The organism is Mycolicibacterium sp. XJ662, from assembly GCF_053484035.1.
The window spans coordinates 44,343-64,246 of the sequence record NZ_JBEFTL010000013.1 but is presented as its reverse complement, the minus strand read 5'-3'; the positions used below and the strand labels follow the sequence as shown (position 1 = coordinate 64,246).

Annotated in this window: 18 protein-coding genes and 1 tRNA gene; 4 read left to right on the top strand and 15 right to left on the bottom strand. The window is 68.0% G+C overall.

The genetic code is table 11. From position 1 onward, the window contains the following. Positions 1-49: 49 nt before the first annotated feature. The 3 genes from ABQE93_RS24710 to selA form a co-directional block, all read right to left on the bottom strand. Positions 50-610 carry a hemerythrin domain-containing protein gene (locus ABQE93_RS24710; RefSeq protein ID WP_448411128.1) on the bottom strand — a complete coding sequence of 187 codons (561 nt, stop codon included), beginning with the start codon at positions 608-610 and terminating at the stop codon, positions 50-52. A 90-nt stretch (positions 611-700) separates the two neighbouring features. Beyond that, complete coding sequence (selB, locus tag ABQE93_RS24705) at positions 701-2,380, bottom strand: selenocysteine-specific translation elongation factor (protein WP_448411126.1); 1,680 nt, start codon at positions 2,378-2,380, stop codon at positions 701-703. After that, the gene (gene selA / locus ABQE93_RS24700) at positions 2,368-3,627 is read right to left on the bottom strand and encodes an L-seryl-tRNA(Sec) selenium transferase (protein ID WP_448411124.1); all 1,260 of its coding nucleotides are present in this window, start codon (positions 3,625-3,627) and stop codon (positions 2,368-2,370) included. The genes selB and selA overlap by 13 nt, the downstream gene beginning before the upstream one ends. Before the next feature lie 119 nt (positions 3,628-3,746). Between selA and ABQE93_RS24695 the strand changes: the two genes are divergently transcribed. Continuing rightward, positions 3,747-4,265 carry a DUF488 domain-containing protein gene (locus ABQE93_RS24695; protein ID WP_448411123.1) on the top strand — a complete coding sequence of 173 codons (519 nt, stop codon included), beginning with the start codon at positions 3,747-3,749 and terminating at the stop codon, positions 4,263-4,265. A 14-nt stretch (positions 4,266-4,279) separates the two neighbouring features. Here the strand turns inward: ABQE93_RS24695 and ABQE93_RS24690 are convergent. Then, a tRNA-Sec gene (locus ABQE93_RS24690) sits at positions 4,280-4,374 on the bottom strand. Positions 4,375-4,411: 37 nt separating this feature from the next. Here ABQE93_RS24690 and selD point away from each other — a divergent pair. Next, on the top strand, positions 4,412-5,404 hold the full coding sequence (gene selD, locus ABQE93_RS24685; protein ID WP_448411121.1) for a selenide, water dikinase SelD: 993 nt from the start codon (positions 4,412-4,414) through the stop codon (positions 5,402-5,404). Positions 5,405-5,647: 243 nt separating this feature from the next. Beyond that, a complete protein-coding gene (locus tag ABQE93_RS24680) occupies positions 5,648-7,036 on the top strand; it encodes a glycoside hydrolase family 183 protein (protein WP_448411119.1) in 1,389 nt (462 codons plus the stop codon). Here ABQE93_RS24680 and ABQE93_RS24675 read toward each other — a convergent pair. Beyond that, entirely contained in the window at positions 7,008-8,159 is a 1,152-nt protein-coding gene (locus tag ABQE93_RS24675; protein ID WP_448411117.1) for a fatty acid desaturase family protein, read from the bottom strand. The genes ABQE93_RS24680 and ABQE93_RS24675 overlap by 29 nt on opposite strands. A gap of 172 nt (positions 8,160-8,331) precedes the next feature. Between ABQE93_RS24675 and ABQE93_RS24670 the strand changes: the two genes are divergently transcribed. After that, a complete protein-coding gene (locus tag ABQE93_RS24670) occupies positions 8,332-8,472 on the top strand; it encodes a hypothetical protein (RefSeq protein ID WP_448411115.1) in 141 nt (46 codons plus the stop codon). An 8-nt stretch (positions 8,473-8,480) separates the two neighbouring features. On the opposite strand, the gene ABQE93_RS24665 is transcribed toward ABQE93_RS24670, so the two are convergent. From ABQE93_RS24665 to ABQE93_RS24620, 10 genes are all read right to left on the bottom strand, one after another. After that, entirely contained in the window at positions 8,481-8,987 is a 507-nt protein-coding gene (locus ABQE93_RS24665) for a DUF5994 family protein (RefSeq protein WP_448411113.1), read from the bottom strand. A gap of 183 nt (positions 8,988-9,170) precedes the next feature. Continuing rightward, entirely contained in the window at positions 9,171-9,374 is a 204-nt protein-coding gene (locus ABQE93_RS24660) for a cold-shock protein (RefSeq protein ID WP_069404468.1), read from the bottom strand. 123 nt (positions 9,375-9,497) lie between these two features. After that, the gene (locus tag ABQE93_RS24655) at positions 9,498-9,989 is read right to left on the bottom strand and encodes a DUF5994 family protein (protein WP_448411111.1); all 492 of its coding nucleotides are present in this window, start codon (positions 9,987-9,989) and stop codon (positions 9,498-9,500) included. A gap of 275 nt (positions 9,990-10,264) precedes the next feature. Continuing rightward, positions 10,265-11,803, bottom strand: a complete 1,539-nt coding sequence (locus tag ABQE93_RS24650; RefSeq protein WP_448411109.1) for a serine/threonine-protein kinase — start codon at positions 11,801-11,803, stop codon at positions 10,265-10,267. Between the two features lie 161 nt (positions 11,804-11,964). Then, positions 11,965-12,354 (bottom strand): hypothetical protein, encoded by a 390-nt coding sequence (locus ABQE93_RS24645; RefSeq protein WP_448411107.1) that lies wholly within the window; start codon positions 12,352-12,354, stop codon positions 11,965-11,967. A gap of 64 nt (positions 12,355-12,418) precedes the next feature. Beyond that, the gene (stpK7, locus tag ABQE93_RS24640) at positions 12,419-14,212 is read right to left on the bottom strand and encodes a serine/threonine protein kinase StpK7 (protein ID WP_448411105.1); all 1,794 of its coding nucleotides are present in this window, start codon (positions 14,210-14,212) and stop codon (positions 12,419-12,421) included. Between the two features lie 113 nt (positions 14,213-14,325). Further along, on the bottom strand, positions 14,326-14,751 hold the full coding sequence (locus ABQE93_RS24635) for a hypothetical protein (RefSeq protein WP_448411103.1): 426 nt from the start codon (positions 14,749-14,751) through the stop codon (positions 14,326-14,328). Next, positions 14,748-15,917, bottom strand: a complete 1,170-nt coding sequence (locus ABQE93_RS24630) for a DUF6973 domain-containing protein (RefSeq protein ID WP_448411101.1) — start codon at positions 15,915-15,917, stop codon at positions 14,748-14,750. Before ABQE93_RS24630 ends, ABQE93_RS24635 begins: the two co-directional genes overlap by 4 nt. Positions 15,918-15,962: 45 nt before the next feature. Further along, positions 15,963-18,371, bottom strand: a complete 2,409-nt coding sequence (locus ABQE93_RS24625) for a S15 peptidase family protein (RefSeq protein WP_448411099.1) — start codon at positions 18,369-18,371, stop codon at positions 15,963-15,965. 118 nt (positions 18,372-18,489) lie between these two features. After that, positions 18,490-19,878 carry a cytochrome P450 gene (locus ABQE93_RS24620; protein ID WP_448411097.1) on the bottom strand — a complete coding sequence of 463 codons (1,389 nt, stop codon included), beginning with the start codon at positions 19,876-19,878 and terminating at the stop codon, positions 18,490-18,492. Positions 19,879-19,904: the final 26 nt, after the last annotated feature.

The following is a 19,904-nucleotide window of genomic DNA, read 5'->3' as shown; positions in this document are numbered from 1 at the left end:
CCGGCGGTCCCTCGATCAAACCACGGGTAGGGGCTTCGCGGGTTCTTGGTCAGGTATTGCGTCCGGTGAGCGCGTCGCGCAGGCGGTCGACCAGCCCGGCACCCGGACCCAAGATCTTGTTGGCCGGTGGCGTGTCGGGTGCGAGCGGGTGCGGCCGGGTGGGCGCGAGCTTCTTGGCCTGGTAGAACTTTTCGCTGAGTTCGCCCAGCTCTTCGGCGGTGGAGGCGTCGCGAAGCCGGGGCAGCAGATCTTCTTCTTCGTCTTCGATGTGATGGCGGATGTCGGCGATCAGCTTGCGAACCAGGTCGTCGTACTTCGGGTCGTCGGTGCCGGCCTTCTCGATGTCCTTCATCACCTCTTCGGCTTGCGAGTGCTCCTCGATCTCGTGCTCGACGATCTTGTCGCCGTCGGGCAGCTTCTCGCGGGCCGCCGGGTAGACGAACTGTTCCTCGGCGACGGCGTGGCGCACGATGCCCGCGATCACGTGCTCGACAAGTTCAGGTTGGGTGCGGGGATCGCCAGCGGACTCGATCTCGGTGAACACGCTTTCGAACTCGCGGTGGTCGGTGATGATGTCGTCGACGATGTTGCCCGTCTTGGTGTCGGCCATGGTTGCTCCTCCTTTCGGGGCGGCGTACCCGGGCCTATGGCGCCCAAACGTCCCTTTGGGCATGCTCGGCCGCGTGAGCGCGGCAAAGGGCTAGAGCACCGTGCGGGTGCCGTCCGCGGCGCGACGGGTACGCCGCTGCTTGTCGAGCTGTTCCAGCAGCGGCACCGCGACGCGGCGGGTCGTGTTCAACGCCCGCTTGGCTTCGGCGACGGTGAACGGCTGCGGCAGAGTCTGCAGTATCTCTGCCGCCCGATCGAACGCGTCGGCGCCGAGCACGACGCCCTCGGCGATGCGCGTCAACCGTTCCGCACGAATGGCCGCCGCCAGTTCCCGCGGGCCGAGCCGCAGCTCGCTGAGCTGATCGGCCTCCGGCGCGCGAAACGGCTCTGCCGCCAACCACTTTTCGACCGTGCGCACCGCCTCGTCGACCCGCGGCGGCAACGTCGCGCCCGTCCGCCGCACCACCCCGTCGGCGACCACCAGGCCCGTCCCGTCGAGCAGCGCGGTCACCAGTTCCACGGCGGGCAGCTCCAGTTCCTGCCGCAGCGTCTCCAACGGCATGCCCGCGGCGATGTCGTGCTCGGTCGACCACCGTTCGACGGCCTCCGACACCTGCCGACGTTGCTGCGCCCACCAGGCGGGATCGACCACCCACTCGCCGATCCGCAGACCGTCCACGGCAAAGCCCATGGCGCGCAACTCGTCTTCTCGCGCACACACCGGCGGCCTCGCGCGCCCGGACGCCAACTCCTCGGCCCGCGCTCGCGCGGCACCCCGCCGACGCAGCGGCGGCGGCCGGACGTCGAGCACCGAGATGCCCGCCACGATCAGATGCTGACCGGGGTCGCGCAACAGCCCGACGTCGCCGATGCGCAACGGCAACGGCCGCGCCAGCCGCAGCCGCGCCGCGGTAGTGCCCAGTGGCCGCACCTGGACGGGTACTGCTGCAGAGCCGATGTGCAGCACCAGGTTTCGGTGCAACTCCGCCATCGCCCGCACCGAAACGTCCGCTTCGGCGGTGTCGAGCCACGCGCCCGGTGTGCGCAGGGTGTCGCCGCGGCCGATATCGCGGTGGTCCAGCCCGCGCAGGTTCACCGCGACGCGCGCCACCGCCGAAACGGATGTTTGGGCCCGCGAAAGCGACTCCAACCCCCGCACGGTATAGCGTCGCCCCGCGTGCTCGAGTTCGTCGCCGACCCGCACCGTGCCCGCCGCCAGCGTCCCGGTGACGACCGTGCCCGCCCCGCGGATCGTGAACGCCCGGTCCACCCACAGCCGCACATCCGCGTCGGCGTCGGGCGCTGGTAACTGCGCGGCCAGCTCCACCAGCGAAGCTCGGACCGCATCCAGATCGGTGCCCAGTACGACGGGCGCATCTGGAAGCCGTTGCCGCACAGCAGCTATCGCCGAAGCTGGATCAGCCAGGTCGGCCTTGCTGATCACCACCATGATGTGCCGCACATCCAACGCCTGCACCGCCGCGAGATGCTCCTCGGTCTGCGGCATCCAGCCCTCGGTCGCCGCGACGACGAACATCACCGCCGGTACCGGCCCGACGCCGGCGAGCATGTTGGCCACGAACCGCTCATGGCCGGGCACGTCGACGAACGCGAACTGCCGACCTTCGATCTGCGTCCACGCGTAGCCGAGCTCGATCGTCAGCCCGCGGCGTTCTTCCTCGGCCAGCCGGTCCGGCCACATCCCGGTGAGCCGCTGCACCAGCGTCGACTTCCCGTGGTCGACGTGGCCCGCGGTGGCTATGACAGACATGCCCGCACCGCACGCACCAGCACGTCGTCGTCGTCCGGCCGCACCGTGCGCAAATCCAGCAGGCACCGGCCGTTCTCCAACCGGCCCACCACCGCCGGGCGACCCATCCGCAGCGGCGCCGTGCATGACTCCGGCAGACTCACTGCGGCACTGGGTAATTCGACACCCGGCGCGCCGCCACCGCCCACCGCGGCGACACAGTCCACCGCCCGGGCGTCGGGCAACTGCGCGGCCAACCGCGCCGCACGTTCGCGCAACGAGACCACGTCGACGTCGAGCGCCTCGGCCACCGGCGACGGCGGGCCCTTCAGCGTCGCCTCCAGCGCCGCCAACGTCAGCTTGTCGACGCGCAGCGCCCGCGCCGCCGGATGCCGTCGCAGCCGCTCGATCAGCTCCGTCGAGCCGAACAGCACCCCGGCCTGCGGGCCCCCGAGCAGCTTGTCGCCGCTCGCGGTGACGAGGTCGGCGCCGTCGCGCAGAACCGACGTCGCATCGGGTTCGTCGGGCAGCAGCGGATGCGGGTTCAGCAGCCCCGAGCCGATGTCGACGACCAGTGGCGCCCCGAGGCCGGTGAGCTCGGAAACGCTTACCGCAGAGGTGAATCCGCTCACCAGATAGTTCGACGGGTGCACTTTGAGCACGAAACCGGTGTCGGCGCCGATGGCGTCGGTGTAGTCGCGCAGGTGGGTGCGGTTGGTGGTGCCGACCTCGCGGAACCGCGCGCCGGTGGACTCCATCAGCTCGGGCAGCCGGAAGCCGTCGCCGATCTCGATCAGCTCGCCGCGGCTGACCACGATCTCCTTGCCCGGCGCCAGCGCCATCGCGGTGAGCAGCAGCGCGGCGGCGTTGTTGTTGACGACGTGGACTCCGCCTGCGGTCGGGACGGCCGCGGCCAAGGCTTCCAACGCGCCGCGCCCGCGTCGCGCACGCCGTCCCGTCGCGAGGTCGAACTCGACGTCGGTGGCGCCCGCGGCGGTGACCATCGCGTCGACCGCGGCCTGCGACAACGGCGCGCGCCCGAGGTTGGTGTGCACGACGACGCCGGTCGCGTTGATCACCGGGCGCAGGCTCGCCGCACTGCTGGGCAGCGCGGCGACGGCGTAGTCGGCCACGTGCTCGGGCGCGATCGTGCCCGCCCGCGCGCGCTGCTGGGCGTCGGCGATGACGGACTTGACCAGCGTGCGGCCCAGCGTCCGCGAGGCGTCGACCAGCCGCGGGTCGGCCAGCAGCGCGTCGGTGCGCGGCACCTGGCGGCGCGGATCTTGCGATTTGGGCGCGCTTACGGACGCTGAGGGGGCGTTAGCGCGCCGAAATCGCTGGGGCATGAGGCCATCATGACAAGCCGCTCCTCGGGTACACAGAAGAAGTGTTGATCTCGGTGGGCCACGGGAAGCTCGACAAGGCTGAGCTGTCGCAGCTGTTGACCGACGCCGAGGTCGAGGCGCTGGTCGACATCCGCCGCTACCCCAACAGCCGCCACAACCCCGACGTGGAGACCGGCGCGATCACCGCGTGGGCCGCCGACGCCGGGCTGGACTACCGCTGGGACGCCCGCCTGGGTGGTCGCCGACGGCTGCCCGCCGACACCGAACCCGAGGACACCTGGTGGCGGGTCAAGCAGTTCGCCGCCTACGCCGCCTACACCCGCACCGAGGAGTTCGGCGAAGCGCTGGCCGAGCTGCTCGAGCAGGCGAAAACCCAGCGCACGGCCATGATGTGCAGCGAGGCGGTGTGGTGGCGGTGCCATCGGCGCATCGTCTCCGACGTGGCGGTGGTGAAGTTCGACGTGCCGGTCTGCCACCTCATGCACGACGGCCGGCTGCGTGACCACCCGGCCTCCGACGGCGCGCAACTGCGCGACGACGGCCAACTGGTGTGGATCTGACCTGGCGTTACGGGTGGCGGAGGCGGACGGGAATCGAACCCGCCAGCGACAGAATCTGCCGCTCAACGATTTTGAAGACCGTGCCGGTCACCAGACCAGATACGCCTCCCTGCCCGGCTCCGATCATGCCAGGGCAGCATGGAGCCATGACCTATCGACTGACCCAGTACGCCCACGGCGGCGGCTGCGCGTGCAAGATCCCGCCCGGCGAGTTGGAGGACGTGGTGCGCGGGCTGACGCTGGCGGCGCCGCGCGACCCGGTCGGCGAACTGCTGGTCGGTCTGGAGGACGGCGACGACGCGGCGGCGGTGCGCATTGACGGCGATACGGCGCTGATCGCGACGACGGACTTCTTCACGCCGGTCGTCGACGACGCCTACGACTGGGGCCGCATCGCCGCGGCCAACGCGCTGTCGGATGTGTACGCGATGGGTGGGCGACCCGTCGTCGCGGTCAACCTGCTGGGCTGGCCGCGCGATGTGCTGCCGTTCGAGCTGGCGGCCGAGGCGTTGCGCGGCGGCATGGACGTCTGCGGTCTCGCGGGCTGTCATCTGGCGGGTGGGCACAGCGTCGACGACCCCGAACCGAAATACGGCCTGGCGGTCACCGGTATCGCCGACCCGAACCGGTTGTTGCGCAACGACTCCGCCAAGCCGGGGCTACCGCTGTCGTTGACCAAACCGCTGGGTATCGGGGTGCTCAACAGCCGGCACAAGAACACCGGTGAGCGCTTCGCCGAGGCCATCGACGTGATGACGACGCTGAACGACCGTGCGGCGCAAGCGGCTTTGGCGGCCGACGTCGAATGCGCCACGGACGTCACGGGTTTCGGGCTGCTGGGTCATCTGCACAAGTTGGCGCGGGCCAGCGGCGTGACCGCGGTGCTCGACGCGAACGCGGTGCGCTACATCGACGGGGCGCGCGAGGCGTTGGCGGCCGGGTATGTCAGCGGCGGCACCAAGCGCAACCTCGACTGGGTCCGCCCGCATGTCGATCTGGACGCGGTCGACGAGGATGAGGCGCTGTTGCTCGCCGATGCGCAGACGTCGGGCGGGCTGTTGATCGCCGGGGAGATCCCGGGCGCGCCGGTGATCGGCGAGTTGGTGCCGCGCGGCGAGCACACGATCGTCGTGCGCTGACGCCGTAAACGCGTAGACGCCTCCCCGCCCTCGCGACACGTACACCAGGGTCGTTGTCGGGCGGGCGATCGCGACCCTGGTGTACGCCTCGCGAAAAGGGACACGGCGAACCGGGTTGCGACACGGTCACGGACGCATATCCATTGCAACTCAGCGGGCACAACAAGATCATTGGTCACTATCGTCACATCAGCCCCAAATGTTGAAACGACGTCTCTGCGACGTCCGCCCGGAAGGTGTGACATGTCGCCGCGTCGACGTATACCAACGCTCTCGGTGGCGTCGGCGGCTGCGATCGGGTTGATCGCCACGCTCGGCGTCGCGGCACCGGCCAACGCCGAACCGTGCACGGGTGCGGCCGCGGCGGCCCAGCCTCCCGCGGCCAACAACGCCGAAGAAACCCCACTGCTGCCCGGGCTGAACCGTCGACCGGTCGGCCAGCGCCCCGACGGCGCCAACGACGACGCGCCGCTGCCGAGCCTGGGCCAGATCTCTGCGCCGCTACAGCAGCAGGCCGCTGTGCAGCCCGCTCCGGCCGTGCCCGACGCCAACACCGTGGCCCCTGCCCCGGCGCCACCGCCGCCACCGTCGCCGCCGGGCACCTCGCTGGTCGGGTGGGTGACCGGGCCCGACAGCCCCAACAAGACCATCGAACGGTTCGCGATCACCGGCACCGATCTCGGGATTATGTGGGACAACGGCGATCCCGCCAACCGCCAGGTGCTGATGGCCTTCGGCGACACCTACGGCTACTGCAGCGTGCGTGGCCAGCAGTGGCGTTACAACGTGCTGTTCCGCAGCCAGGACGGCACCCTGTCCAACACCGTCGCCGTGCCCAACGGCGTTCTGGCCAGCAACTATTCGGGGTCACCGATGTTGCGGCCCAACATCTCCAAGGCGATCCTTCCCGGCGTCAAGTGGGCGCCCGAGGAGAAGGGGATGATCCCGACCGCGGGTATCGCGGTGGGCGGCAAGCAGTACCTCAACTTCATGTCGATCAAGAGCTGGGACGGCGACGGCCGCTGGACCACCAACTACTCGGCGATCGCGGTGTCCCCCGACAACGGCGAACATTGGGGCATCTACCCCGACAGCGTGCGCCCCGCCGCCGAAAACGCCGTCCCGGACGTCAAATACGCCCCGGGAAACCAGAACTTCCAACAAGGCGCGTTCCTCAAGCCCGGACCCGGCGACCCGTACATCTACTCGTTCGGCACACCGTCCGGGCGCGGCGGACCCGCGTTCGTCTCCCGCGTACTTCCCGCCTACGTGCCAGACCTTCGCAAGTACGAGTACTGGAGTTCGGCCGCCAACGCGTGGGTGCCCGGCGATCCGGCCGCGGCCACACCGGTGATCCCGGCGCCGGTGAGCGAGATGTCGGCGCAGTACAACACGTACCTCAACCAGTACCTGGTGTTGTACGGCAACGGCGCCAACGACATCGTCGCCAGAACCGCGCCCGCACCGCAGGGGCCGTGGAGCCCCGAGCGGTTGCTCGTGCGGTCGTGGGACTTCCCCGGCGGCATCTACGCACCGTTCCTGCATCCGTGGTCCACCGGAAAGGAGCTGTACTACAACCTCTCGCTGTGGTCGGCGTACAACGTCATGCTGATGAAGACCGTGCTGCCCTAACGAACTTGCGCTCTGAAGCCGTCTCGGGCGCATCGTCGCTCGTGGCGCGCAGGAACCGGTCGGGCAACGCGAGTTTGTGGATGGTGCGCAACGTCAGGAAGTATTGGCGGGCAAGCGATCCGGTGGTGTAGGGCAGGTCGTACTTCTTACACAGCGCCCTCACCCGCACCGACACCTCGGGCAGCCGGTTGCTCGGCAGATCGGGAAACAGATGATGTTCGATCTGGTAGCAGAGGTGTCCGCTGGAAAACGCCAGCACTCGGCCGGCGTTGAAGTTCGCCGCGCCAAGCATCTGCCGCAGATACCAGTCGCCGCGGGTCTCGTCCTTGAGTACGTCGGCGGTGAACTTCTCCGCGCCGTCGGGAAAGTGCCCGCAGAAGATCACCAGGTAGGCCCACAGGTTGCGCAGCAGGTTCGCCGTTACGTTGGCGCCCAGCGTTCTGCGCCAACGGGATCGGCTCAACGCCGGCACGACCACGTAGTCTTTGACGGCCTGGCGGGCGATCTTGGTGACGAGCTCCATCCGGGCCTCGGAGATCTTCTGGGTGTCCGGAGCATGTCGGTCATGCTCGGAATGCACGCCGTGAAGTGCGATACCCCACTCGAAAACCGCTGCCAGCAACAGGTTCCGAAGCGGCTGCACGAGGTGCTGGGGCTGCCACGGCTGGTCGCGGGTGATCCGAATGACGCCGAAGCCAAGGTCGTCGTCGACGCCGACGATGTTGCTGAACACGTGATGGCGGTAGTTGTGCGAGTAGCGCCACTGCGAGGAGAGCGCGACCATGTCCCACTCCCAGGTGTTCGAGTGGATCTCCGGGTCGTTCATCCAGTCCCATTGGCCGTGGCCGACGTTGTGGCCGATTTCCATGTTCTCGACGCTCTTGGCGTAGGCCAGGCCCGCCGTGCCCAACAGCCAGCCCGCCCGTGACCGGCTGGCGCCGATGATCAGGCGCGCCAAGACCTCAAGCGTTCGCTGGAAGCCGATGGTGCGTCGGATATAGGTCGCGTCGCGCGCATTGAGCGACTCTTCGATGTCGCGGCGGATCGCGTCGAGTTCCTCACCGAGGGCCTCGATGTCCGTCCTACTCAGATGCGCATACGCGGCAATGTCGGTAATTGCCAATGGATGTCCTATTGGTCCGTCCGGACGAGGCCGGGTGTGTCCGTGACGGTTTTCCCCAAAGGCGGCGCTTCCTAAACTTCATCCGGTCAGCGTTGATCTGTTGACGCTACACCGCGGTGGCGTAGTGTCAGGTCAGGCGGGACCACTCGGGCCCCACGATGAAGGGCCGGCGATGTCTGACAAGTCTCCTCGACAATCCATGAGCAAGAAGTCCGGAAAGACCCTGAAGGAAAAGCGCGCCGCCAAGCACGCCAAGGCGGCCGCCCGTGCCGAGTCGTCCACCGAGGCGGTCTTTCAGCACAAGAAGCGTTGACAGCCGGGCTATTTCGCGCCGGCTCCTGACAGCCACCGCCGCTCGTTGACTGCCGTTTGGTCGCGAATTTCGCGGTCGGCCTCGCTGATCTCGAGCAGCGCGTCGGTCGACGACGTGTTGTCGGGCGCTGCCGCGGTCATCAACGTCTCGTGCGCGTGGTCGGGGTCAAAAAGCGTGGGCACGACGAGCAACGTGATTCTGCCGCCGGTATGGCCCAGCACCTCAATGGTGTGGTCCGGTTGTCTTCGGTACCCGTCGAGGCGAACCGAACCAATCCGTGCCGGCACATCGGGCCAATCGTCGAGGTTGTACATCACCTGGGAAATGGGTCCCAACCGCACCGATAGCACGGCCAGCAGGTCGGGCAGTTCACGCGCAAGGTCATCGCTGTGCGGCCACCAGGCGCCATCGACGTAGCCCGTTGCGGGCGCTTTGGGCTTCAACCTCAGCCGCGGCGTCTTCAGCGGTCGGGTGGTGCGGGTGCTCGGTTCGGCGTAGCCAACTTGAGCGGTCATAGGACGGTCCTGTCTCAGCCGCCGAAAGCGGCCGGTTACTTCGAATCGGCGATGCACACGGAAAAGATCATCGTGCGCGACGTACCGCCGATACCCCCAGTGTACGCCAGGGGCACCTCAACGGGTCCGAAATGCATTGTGGGCTGGCGGAAAACCGCCAGCCCACAACGAACGATGTACTCGCTAGACGGCCGTCACTCCGACTGCCTGCGGACCCTTGTTGCCCTGTTCGATGTCGAACTGGACGCGCTGGTTTTCGGTCAGTGTCCGGTAGCCGTCACCGCGAATTTCGCTGTAGTGGACGAACACGTCATTCGAGGCTCCATCAGGAGCGATGAAGCCGAAGCCCTTGTCTTCGTTGAACCATTTCACGGTTCCCTGTGTCATACTTTCCAACTTCTCTCATTCTGAACGGATGTCAGAGAACATCCGTGGTCAGGATAGCAGCAACCGCCGCCATTAACCTATCGACGATAAATCGCCACAAGAAATACGTTGTCCGCCAATACTTTACGTGACAGCGCTGGCCGTGCGGCTGGTCCACAACGCGCTTGAGGCGCTTGCGTCCCGAAGTACGTTTTCGGCCGCATCACGCCACTGGCTGTCGCGTTCAGACCCGACGAGCGGCCTGCCCGACGCGCATCGCATCACCAAGTTGCCCAATGCCGGCGTCGTCATATGCGGCACAACGAGAATCTTGGCCTCGGCCGTACGCCCCACGATCCTCATCAGTCGGTGCCGCCGATGTTCGGCCGCGGCTCTGGGCCGCGCACTGGTCAGAATTGAATTCAGGTCCAGCGCCCCCTCGGTCGCCGACCAGTTGACGCAGATGTCGACGATCTCACCGAGCGGTCGGTGCAGAACGTTGATCAGTTGCGGCAATTCCCGGGCCGTCGAGCCGGTATGCGGCCACCACGCACCGTCGATGTCGGCGCCCAACGTGGGCGCCAGTACGAGCCTGACGGGCCGGGCAAGTCGCGGTGTACCCGTCAAGCCGTTCATGCCGAGGTCGTTACAGAGGGGTTCCGCTGCGGCCGATCGGAGAACACCGGGTTGGCCACCGGTTCGTCATTTCCGCTGTTGTTCGCGATGGGCTCGGACTCATCGAGATGTGAAAAAAGTTCGGACGACTTCATAAAACAAGTCCTCAAGTATGGTGCGCTTCGGCCAACGGACCGTCGGGCGAAGGGCAATCGAAATCGCAGGCAGATCATCTCCCGAAGCGGGTGTCGAAGTGCTGCTGACCGGAGCCGGTCTACCCCCAGACTACACGGGCACTAACCCGCCCCGAACTCCAATGCCGGTTCTCTGGAGTCCACGCCGCGGTTACTGGAGATGGTCAGCATGTCGGGGCGCACCTCGTAGCGGGCGCCGTCGGCCGGGTTGACCGCGACAAACCCGGCGCCGGATGGCGCGGCGTTGCCGAGTTGCAGGCTGGCGCCGTCGCTCAGCCGTTCGCCGCGGTAGTAGAAGTCTCCCGGCGACGTTTCGCACACGATCGCAAGCGAATTCGCCGTGCGGATCGCCGCCGCGGGTTCGTCGCCGCTGTCGCAGCGCGCCGAATGGCCCACGAAACCGAGCGAATCGGTGCCCGACACCCCGGCGATCGGCGCCCCGCTCGGCGACGGCGTTGTCGTCGGTGACGTTGTCGTTGGTGCCGTTGTGGTGGTGGTTGTGGTCGGTGAGGTCGGCTCCGTGCCCGCAGGCGGCGGGACCGCGAGCCTGGTCTGCGGTTCGCTGCCGCCCCCGTCGGTGAACACCAGCACCGCGGCCAACACCACCGCCGCGGTGAACATCACCACGGTGCCGATCAGCAGCGCCGTCTGGGCCGGGCTGAACCGTGATCGACGCGCCGGCGGCGGCGGCGGCGCGTACGGCGGTTGGCCCGTGGCGGCCGGGTGCGGGTATCCCGCCGGAAACTGCCGCGTCGAGGGCGGCGCAGGCGGCACGGGCGCAGGCGTCGGCGCCGCGGCGGGCGGTTGTTCGAGCGCCGCGGCGGCCGCTTTGGCCAGCTCCCCGGCCGAGGCGTAGCGGTCGGTGGGTTTCTTGGCCATACCGCGGGCGATGACGTCGTCGAAGGCCCGGCTGATCCCGCGGCGCATGATGCTCGGCCGCGGCGGCGGGTTGAACAGGTGCGCGGTGATGACCTGGCGCAGATCGGCCGCCTCGAACGGTGAGCGGCCGGTCAGGGCCTCATACAGCAGACACGTCAACGAGTACACGTCCGACGCCGGTCCGCCGCGTTCCCCGTTGAACCGTTCGGGCGCCATGTAGGCGCTGGAGCCGATCAGCAGTCCCGTCATCGTCACGTTCGCCTCGCCGCTGCCGTGCGCGATGCCGAAGTCGACGAGGTAGGCGAAATCCTCGGGTGTGAGCAGGACGTTTTCCGGCTTGATGTCGCGGTGCACCAGCCCGCTGGCGTGCGCGGCGTCCAGCGCCGACGCCACCTGGGTGATGATCGACACCGCCCGCGTCGGCGGCAGCGCGCCGTCGTTGCGCAGCACCTCCTTGAGGCTGGCGCCCTCCACCAGCCGCATGTCGATGTAGAGCACCCCGTCGATCGCGCCGAAGTCGTGCACCGGGATGACATGGGGTTCCTGCAGCCGCGCCGCGACGCGCGATTCGCGACGGAAGCGCTCCTGAAACGTCGGATCCGACGCCAAATCCGGTCGCAGCAGCTTGATCGCCACCATGCGGTCCCGGGCGGTGTCGTATGCCCGATACACCTCGCCCATGCCCCCGACCCCGATCAGAGACTGCAGCTCGTAGGACCCGAACCGGGTGCCCAGACGAGAGTCGCCCTTCGGGGAACTCACATCAAATCCTTTCCGTTCAACCGCGCGCGGCAGCGACTGTGCAGGTCAATTGGCAACGTCGACAGGGTTCCCGCCGCGCGCTCGGACCTAACGTGATGAGCGCCCGAGCCTACCAAACTGTATGCCGCACAGGTGGTTTGGCACTCTCGCTGAACGGAGGCTCAGCCGGACTCTTCCTCGGTGATGATCGGGTTGGGCGCGGTGACCGGCGGCGACGCGGTGACGTCGGGTGGACGGGTTTCCCTGCTCGGACCCTCCTGCTCCTCGGCCGGCGGTGCACCGGCAGGCGGCTCGGCGGGTGGCCCAGCGGGTGCGACGGGCGTCGTGGTGACCGGCGCCTGCTGCTGGGTCGTCGGCGGGGGCTGCGTCGGCGTCGGCGACGGTGACGGTGACGGTGACGGTGACGGCGTGGTGGTCGCGGTGGTCGTGGTCGTCGTCGTGGTGTCTTGTGGTTCCTCTTCGTCGCTGCCGCACGCGGCCAAGGAGGCGGCCGCCGCGACGGCCGCGGCCGCGATCGCGATTCGCACAGCTCGGTCGGTCGGTTCGCTCATCAGCGCTCCCAGCGGTGTCGGCGGTGAAAGCCGACGAATTCCCGAACGCCGGGCGTGCGAAACGCTACTTCGTCGCGCCGTTGATCGACGGCTGGTCGATCATGCCCTTCTCCACGCCCCACATCGTGGCGATGGTGCGGTACTCACCGGTCTCAATCAGGTGTTCCAGCGCCAGCCGCAGCGACTCGGCCAGCGCGGATCCCTTGGCCACCGGCCACCCGTACGGTGCGGCGTCGAACACCTGCCCGGCTGCCTCCAGCGCGCCGCCCGAGGTCTTGATGGCGAACCCGGTCACCGGCGAATCGGCCGACAACGCGTCGACCTCGCCGTTGATCAGCGCCGTGTTGAGGTCGGTCTGGCTGACGTAGACGGCCTTCTCGATCGGGGCCAGGCCCGCGGCCTCACACGCCGCGCTCTTGGCCGGGATCTCCTCGGTCTCCTGCAGCGAGGCATACGACACGCCGACCCGCAGCCCGCACGCGTTATCGGGGTCCACCGAGGCGCCGGCCTGGCGCGCCCACATCGTGCCGGCCTCGAAGTAGTTGACGAAGTCCACCGACTGCTGACGCTCCCTGGTGTCGGTGAACGACGACATCCCCACGTTGAAGTCGCCCGCGCGCACCGACGGGAAAATCGCCTCGAACGCGGTCTCGCGGTACTCCGGCACCAGGCCCAGCGTGCGTGCGATCGCGTTCATCAGGTCGACGTCGAACCCGACGATCTGCCCGTCGGCGTCCTTGAATTCGTTTGGTGCGTAAGGCACGTTCACGCCGATGATCAGCCGACCCGTCGACCGGATGTCCTCGGGCACCGTCGCCGCGATCGACTCCACCGCGCCCGGCACGGCCTCAGGCGTCGCCGTCGACGAGCCCTCGGCCATCGAGGCCGGCGCGGTGTCGCCCCCCGACCCGCCGCGCCACTGCCAGACGCCGAAGGTGCCCAGCGCGGCCACCAGCACGACGGCACCGGCCACCGCGAGCACCCGCCGGGAAACGCCCGGGGTGCGGTGCGCGGCGTGACGGCCACTGCCCGCCACCCGCACCGGCGCGTTGAGCGCCCGGCGCGCGGCTTCGGCCAGCGCGCCCGCGGTCTGGTACCGCTTGCCCGGCTTCTTGGCCATGCCCTTGGCGATGACGTCGTCGAATGCGGCGAGTTCGGGATGGGTGGCCGACGGGCGCGGCACCTCCTTGCTCACATGCGCGGCGATCTGCTGTTCGAGGGTTTCGGCGGGATACGGCCGCACCCCGGTCAGGCACTCGTAGAGCACACAGGTCAGCGCGTAGATGTCGGCGGTCGGGTCGACGGGTTTGCCCTCGAAGCGTTCGGGGGCCATGTAGGCCATCGTGCCCAGCGTGCTGCCCGCCGTCGTCAACCCCTGTTCGCCCGCCGAGCGGGCGAGCCCAAAGTCGATGAGGTACACGAAGTCTCGGTCGGTGAGCAAGATGTTCGATGGTTTGACGTCGCGGTGAATCAGGCCGGTGGCGTGCGCGGCGTCCAGCGCCGACGCGAGCTGTTCGACGACGCTGACCGCCAGCGCCGGCGCCAGTGGGTTGGGCCCGTCGGCGAGCATGGTGCCGAGGTTGCGGCCTTCGATGAGGCGCATATCCAGGTAGAGCCGGCCGTCGATCTCGCCGAAGCTGTGAATCGGCACGACGTGCGGGTCGTTGAGGCTTGCGGCGGCTTGGGATTCGCGCCGGAACCGTTGCTGAAACGTCTCGTCGGCGGCCATCGCGACCGGCAGCAGCTTGAGCGCGACGATGCGGTCGGTGCGGGTGTCGTAGGCGCGGTAGACCTCACCCATCCCGCCCCGGCCGATCAACTTCTGCAGTTGATAGTGCCCGAATGGTGTCGCGTCCACCCTCACTCCTCGCAGCGGCCCCGCGTCGCTGTGTCGATCGAAACTACATCACGTTTGCCAGCACGGTGGCGACGCGTGTCAATTTTGCCGGATGGGCCGGCGCCGCGGGCATCCTACGGCGACGCGAGGCGCAGATATCCGAGGCCGTAGGGCACCACCAGCACGTCCGACGACCAGGTCGGGCGGTCGCCCCTGACCTGTTCGCCGGTCAGTGCCAACGCCTTGACGACGCTGCCCTTGTCCTTGAACACCATCAAGCTGCCCGACGAGCCGTAATACTTGTCGCGAAACACCTGGGCCCCCACCACGTCCTCGACGTCCTCGCGGGAGTCGCCTTCGTAGAAGATGTGCATCTCGTCCCACTCGAAGTCGGTGAGATCACGCAACCGCGTGGGCTCGCTGCGCTCGGCGGCCTCGGACAGTTTCGCTTCGAGCGGATCGTCGAAGGTGAGCTTCACCTCGGGGCCGCCGCCCAGGCCGCAGCCGGCCGCTGCCACGCAGACCAGCACGGCATACAGCGCCATCCGCATCGCGCTCATCCCACTCCTCCGTAGTCGTAATCTCCGGTCGGTTTCGGCGGGATCGGCATCGGTCCCGGGTCGTCGGCGGGACCGTGGGGTCCTCGGTCGGTGGGACCGGTTTCGCCACCGACGGGGATGTTGTCGCTCCACTCCAACCCAAGCCCGTCCGGACGAATGACAACGGTGTCTCCGTCCTGGACCGCCTCGTGCACCATGTCGGAGAGCTGTTCGGGTGACGCGCCGGGATTCGCCGTCGCGATCGAACGGCCGATCTCGTTGTTGTACAGATCCATCGCCTCGTCCGCGGCGGTGTTGGCCGGCTTTCGCTCGTGGGCCGTGGCGTACTCGCGGGCCCACTCCTCGCCGAACCGCTCGGTCATCAACGCGTTCCAGTACGCATGCCGGAATGCGTCGCGGTGGTTGCCGATGTTGCCGCCCTCGGGATAGCGCGCCTCGGCCTCGGCTTCGGCCTTCTCCTTGATCTGGTAGAAGTCCCACTTCTCCTTGAGGCTGAGGTTGTCGAGCATCCGCGCCTCGCTCTCGGTGAGCCGCTGCGGATCTTTGAATTGGTTCAGAGGCCACGGCCATTCGCGCCTGACCATCTCTTCTTCGGACACCTGATATTTCTTCAGGATGTTCTCGAGGACCTGATCGGGATCCGGTGGCAGCCCGGTCGGGCGCTGCCCGAACTTCTGACGGCTGAGCGTTTGGTACTCGTCGCCGAGCGCGCGGATCTTCTCACCGACCGCCGTCAGGTCGCGATTGGACCGTTGCACGATCTCGACGACCTGTGCGACCCCTTTCTGCACGATCGGCAGCATCAACGCCTGGCCTGCCTCGTTCGGGGGGACGCTGGCCGCGGCGTCGAGCACCCACTGGCGTACCGCCTCGAGGTCACGACGTCCGGCGGCGACCACGTCGGCCGATTCGTCGACGTGTGCGCTCAACCGTTGATCCAGTTCGGCGATCTGTCCGATCACACGCTGGTGGTCGGTGTTGGCCGTGCCGTACGCGTCGGCTGCGCTACCAGCCCAATGCGACCCGGGCTCGGCGGAGTTGAGCTCCGACGCCAGTCGGCGTAGCGGTCCACTGTTGTCGAACCGCGCGCCGTCTTGCGGACTGCCGGAGCCGAACGTCTGACGCGCGTTCGACCAGGTCGACAGGAACACGTCGAGTACGGTCACCCGCCGATTATCCCAGGGCCGCGGACACCTCGATCGCGCTGATTTCTAGGCCGCGGTGGCCGCCTGGGCGGATGGGGTCGATGGGGTCGAGATCGCCGTCGCGTCCGCGGTCGGCAGGGTGAGCGTGAGGTTCGAGATGCGCACCTCGCCCAGCGTCCACGGGGTCTGGTAGGTGATCGCCGACGCGACGATCTGCACGGTCACCGTCTGCCCCGGCGCGAGCGTGTGCGCGACCGGTTCCAGCGGGACCTTCACCGTGTGCGTCTTGCCGTCCAGCATCACCGGAATCGGCGTCACCTGGTTGCCGATCACCAAACCCGTTGCATCGTCTACGAGTTGGGCAAATACATGCCGGGTGTAGCCCGTGCCCGAATAGGTGAACTCCAGCTCGGGTGCGCCGACGATGTAGGTGGTGGTCGCCGCCGCAGTGGTGGACATGTTGACGGCGTTGATCGCCTTGGCGCCGGACAGAATTCCCATCAGCGTGCCGAGCGGCCCGGCGCGCAGCGCGCTGAAGTTCGGGCCCGACCCGCCGAGCAGCGGCAGCAGCGGCAGGGTGCCGCCCGCGGCGCTCGAAACGGTCAGCGGCGTGGCGGGTTTGACGGGGTAGGTGTCGGAGGCGAAGTTCTGACCGTGCTGATCGACCCATTCGAACTGCGGGCCGGTCGACACCGGCAGACCCTTGACGTAGTGGTCGAGCCAGTCGAGCGTGGCCCGTTCGATGACCTCGCCGTTGTTGTGGCTGGTGATGCATGCGCCGTGGCCGCCGCAGTACCACACCACCTTGGTGGGCACCCCATTGCCGATCAGCACCATCGCGTTGTCGTGGGCCTCCTGCAGCGTGAACAGCGTGTCGACCGTGCCTTGGACCAACAGCGTTGGGGCGGTGACGTCGTCGATCAGCTGCGAGATGCTGCGCTCCTCGAGGAAGTTCTGATCTACCTGCGGGAGTTGCCCGGTGATCAGACCGACCGCGACCACGGAGTAGATCCGCGGGTTGACCCGCGCCCCGGTGAACAGCAGGGCCACCGGGAGGATGACGCCCCAGCTGGACTTGGTGGCGCCGTTCTTGTACAGCGCCGAGTTGAGGTTGTGCCATGCGATGGTCGGCACGATCGCGTCCACCCGGTCGTCAATAGCGGACGTCACCAGCTGGATTCCGCCGCCGTATGAGGCGCCGACCATGCCGATGCGCGGATCACCCGGCGCGTCCAGCAGCGCCTCGGGCTGCTGTGAGATCCAGCTGATCAGCGCGACCATGTCCTGGCCCTCGTAGTCCGGATGGTCGATCTCGACGCGGCCGCCCGAACTCCATTCACCGCGTGGATCCCAGGTGACGACGTTGTAACCGGCCCGCAGCAGCATGCCCATGCCGATCACCTCGTTCGGTAGAAACGGGCTGTTCATCGCCAGCGGGTTCGTTTCGCCGGGCAGGCCGATACCCGATCCGTAGAGGATCGTCGGCGCCACCGTGCCCTTCGCGGCGCCCTGCGCCGGGAAGAAGTGCGCGTAGATCGGGGTGCCGTCGCTGGAGATCACGTACACGTCGCGCGGCGTCGTCCCGCCGGTGCCGCCCAGCGGGTAGCCGATGATCGGATGCAGGATGTCGCCGATCAGCGGTATCTGCTTGAGCGTGGCGACGATCGGGGTGAACACCAGCGGGCCCAGGATCGGAATGTGTTGCAGCGGTGTCAGAATCGGGGTCACCGGTATCGCGACGACGGTCTGCGCGGCCGGCTTCGCGTCGTCCTCGGAATCAGGTACCACGCCGAGGAATTCGCGCCGGGCAGCGGCGGCCACCGTCCACACGGCCGGTGCGCCCGCGGGCGCGTCGGGCAACTCGTCGGCACCGGCGAACGGGTTGAGCACCGCGGAGATCAGGTCGGAGACCGCGACCGTGACACGTTCTTCCGGCTCCGGAGCGGGATCCTCTTCGACGACGACGTCGACGGTGGATGTCGTCGGTTCTGCCGGCTCGACAGGCTCCTCGACCGGCTCAGGCTCGACGATCTCGTCAGGTTCCTCGACCGGTTCAAACACCTCTTGCTCATCGATGTCCGGTACGTCGACCTCGATCGGATCCCGCGAGCTCTCATTGGATTTCGCGGTTCGACCGTTACCCACGGTCGACGTGACTTCCTGCTCGACGGTGTCGTCGGGTTCGGTCTTCTGCGCCTGCTCCCACCGCTCCTTCAGGCGTTGCAGCGGCGTCGACTCCTGCTCGCCGGCGTCCTCAACGTCCGTCGACGCAGCCTCGGACGACGTCGTCTCCGAACTCGACTCGTCGGGGGCCGCCGAGGCGACCCCGTGTCCCGTCAGCACCGCGGCACCCACGCCGAGTGCTACCGCCAACCCACTGATCCGTCCCGCGCCCACCCATAAGTGCTTACCGACACCGCACAACCGCCGTGGGGCTTTTCGCGGAATCGTCGGCGCCGCGATCGACGCGCGCACGGGCGGCTCTCCGGGGGGGACACCTAGTGAAGTGCCCAGCTATGAGCGAATTTTTCGCTCACCTACTACTGCGCCAAGTAACTTGAGCGAATTTTTCGCGCGTAGCTGGGCACAAATGTCACAGTGCCCCGGGAGACCGCACCTTTGGAGACGCCGCCCCGGCAGACTGCTCCTCGGCGCCGTTCCGGGAAAGCGGGGCGCGGCGGGCTCGCACCGTGATCTGGGCGCCGCGCCGCGGCGCGAAGATCACGTGCCGAAGCCGCACCTTCTCATCGGGCTGGGTCGTGGTGGCCAACTCGACACGACGCAAAACCTCACGCAGCACCACGCACATCTCGACCATCGCGAAAGTCGCACCGAGACAACGCCGATTGCCGCCGCCGAACGGCAGCCACGTCGTCGGGCTCAGCGAGGCGCCCACCATCCGGTCCGGATCGAACTGCTCGGGCCGCGGATAGATCGACGCGCTCGAGTGCACCAGCGTGATGCTCGGCACCACCATCACCCCGGCGGGCAACCGATAGCCGGCGATCTCGACCGGTTCCTTGATGATGCGACCGACGTCGGGCACAACTGGCCGCACCCTCAGCGTCTCCTTGGCCACCGCGTCCAGGTACTCGTCGTCGCCGGCGTCCGCCGCGGCCACCGCCTTGGCCAGCACCTCCGGATGGCGGGTCAACCGTTCCAGCGCCCACGACAACCCGGTCGCGGTGGTGTCGTGGCCGGCGGCCAGCAGCGTGATCAACTGATCGCGTAATTGCTTGTCGCTCATCGCCGTACCGTCGTCTGCACCGGCCTGCACCAGCATCGCCAACGCGTCGGTGCGCGACGCCAGGTCCGGGTCGGCGCGCCGTTCGGCGATCTCGTCGTATAGCAGCCGGTCGGCTTCGGCGATGTGCTCGCGCAACCGCCGCCACAGGCGGCGCTGCAGCAGATGCGGCTTGGCGAGCGCGAACGACTGCCACGGTCCCACGTCGAGCAGCCGCGGCATCACCGCGCGCAGCGCCGCCAGCCGGGCCGGGTCGCTGGCGCCGATCACCGTGCGCAAGATGACCTCCAGGGTGATCTCCGCCATCTTCGGCGCCACCGCGAACGGCCGGCCCACCGGCCAGCCCGCGATGTTCTCCGCGGCGATCTCGGCCATGGTCGCCGCCTGACGCGCGACCGCGTCGCGATGGAACGGCGCCATCATCAACCGGCGCCGTTCGCGGTGCGCGTCGCCGTCGACCACCAGCACCGAGCTGTCGCCGAGCAGCCCGCCCAACATCGAATTCGCTTCCCCGGCATGGAAAATCCGCGGATCACCGGCGAACACGGCCTTGATGGCGTCCGGGTCGGCCAGGTAGACCATCGGGCCCATCATCGAGTTGCGCAGCGTGAAGACGTCGCCGTAGCGGCGCCGGCATGCGGCCACGAACGGGCCCCACCACTTCGCCATGGCCATAAGCTGAATGAACGAGGGAATCGGCGGTCCCGGCGGCAACCCTGCCCGGCTTGTTCCACTCATGCCTAATAGGCTACGAGTTCCCGTCG

Coding starts and splice junctions, on each gene's coding strand:
- ABQE93_RS24645 (WP_448411107.1), bottom strand. CDS start 12,354: ATGAGCGAACCGACCGACCGAGCTGTGCGAATCGCGATCGCGGCCGCG.
- ABQE93_RS24660 (WP_069404468.1), bottom strand. CDS start 9,374: ATGACACAGGGAACCGTGAAATGGTTCAACGAAGACAAGGGCTTCGGC.
- ABQE93_RS24680 (WP_448411119.1), top strand. CDS start 5,648: ATGTCGCCGCGTCGACGTATACCAACGCTCTCGGTGGCGTCGGCGGCT.
- selB (WP_448411126.1), bottom strand. CDS start 2,380: ATGTCTGTCATAGCCACCGCGGGCCACGTCGACCACGGGAAGTCGACG.
- ABQE93_RS24635 (WP_448411103.1), bottom strand. CDS start 14,751: ATGAGCGCGATGCGGATGGCGCTGTATGCCGTGCTGGTCTGCGTGGCA.
- ABQE93_RS24670 (WP_448411115.1), top strand. CDS start 8,332: ATGTCTGACAAGTCTCCTCGACAATCCATGAGCAAGAAGTCCGGAAAG.
- ABQE93_RS24655 (WP_448411111.1), bottom strand. CDS start 9,989: ATGAACGGCTTGACGGGTACACCGCGACTTGCCCGGCCCGTCAGGCTC.
- ABQE93_RS24710 (WP_448411128.1), bottom strand. CDS start 610: ATGGCCGACACCAAGACGGGCAACATCGTCGACGACATCATCACCGAC.
- ABQE93_RS24665 (WP_448411113.1), bottom strand. CDS start 8,987: ATGACCGCTCAAGTTGGCTACGCCGAACCGAGCACCCGCACCACCCGA.
- selD (WP_448411121.1), top strand. CDS start 4,412: ATGACCTATCGACTGACCCAGTACGCCCACGGCGGCGGCTGCGCGTGC.
- ABQE93_RS24620 (WP_448411097.1), bottom strand. CDS start 19,878: ATGAGTGGAACAAGCCGGGCAGGGTTGCCGCCGGGACCGCCGATTCCC.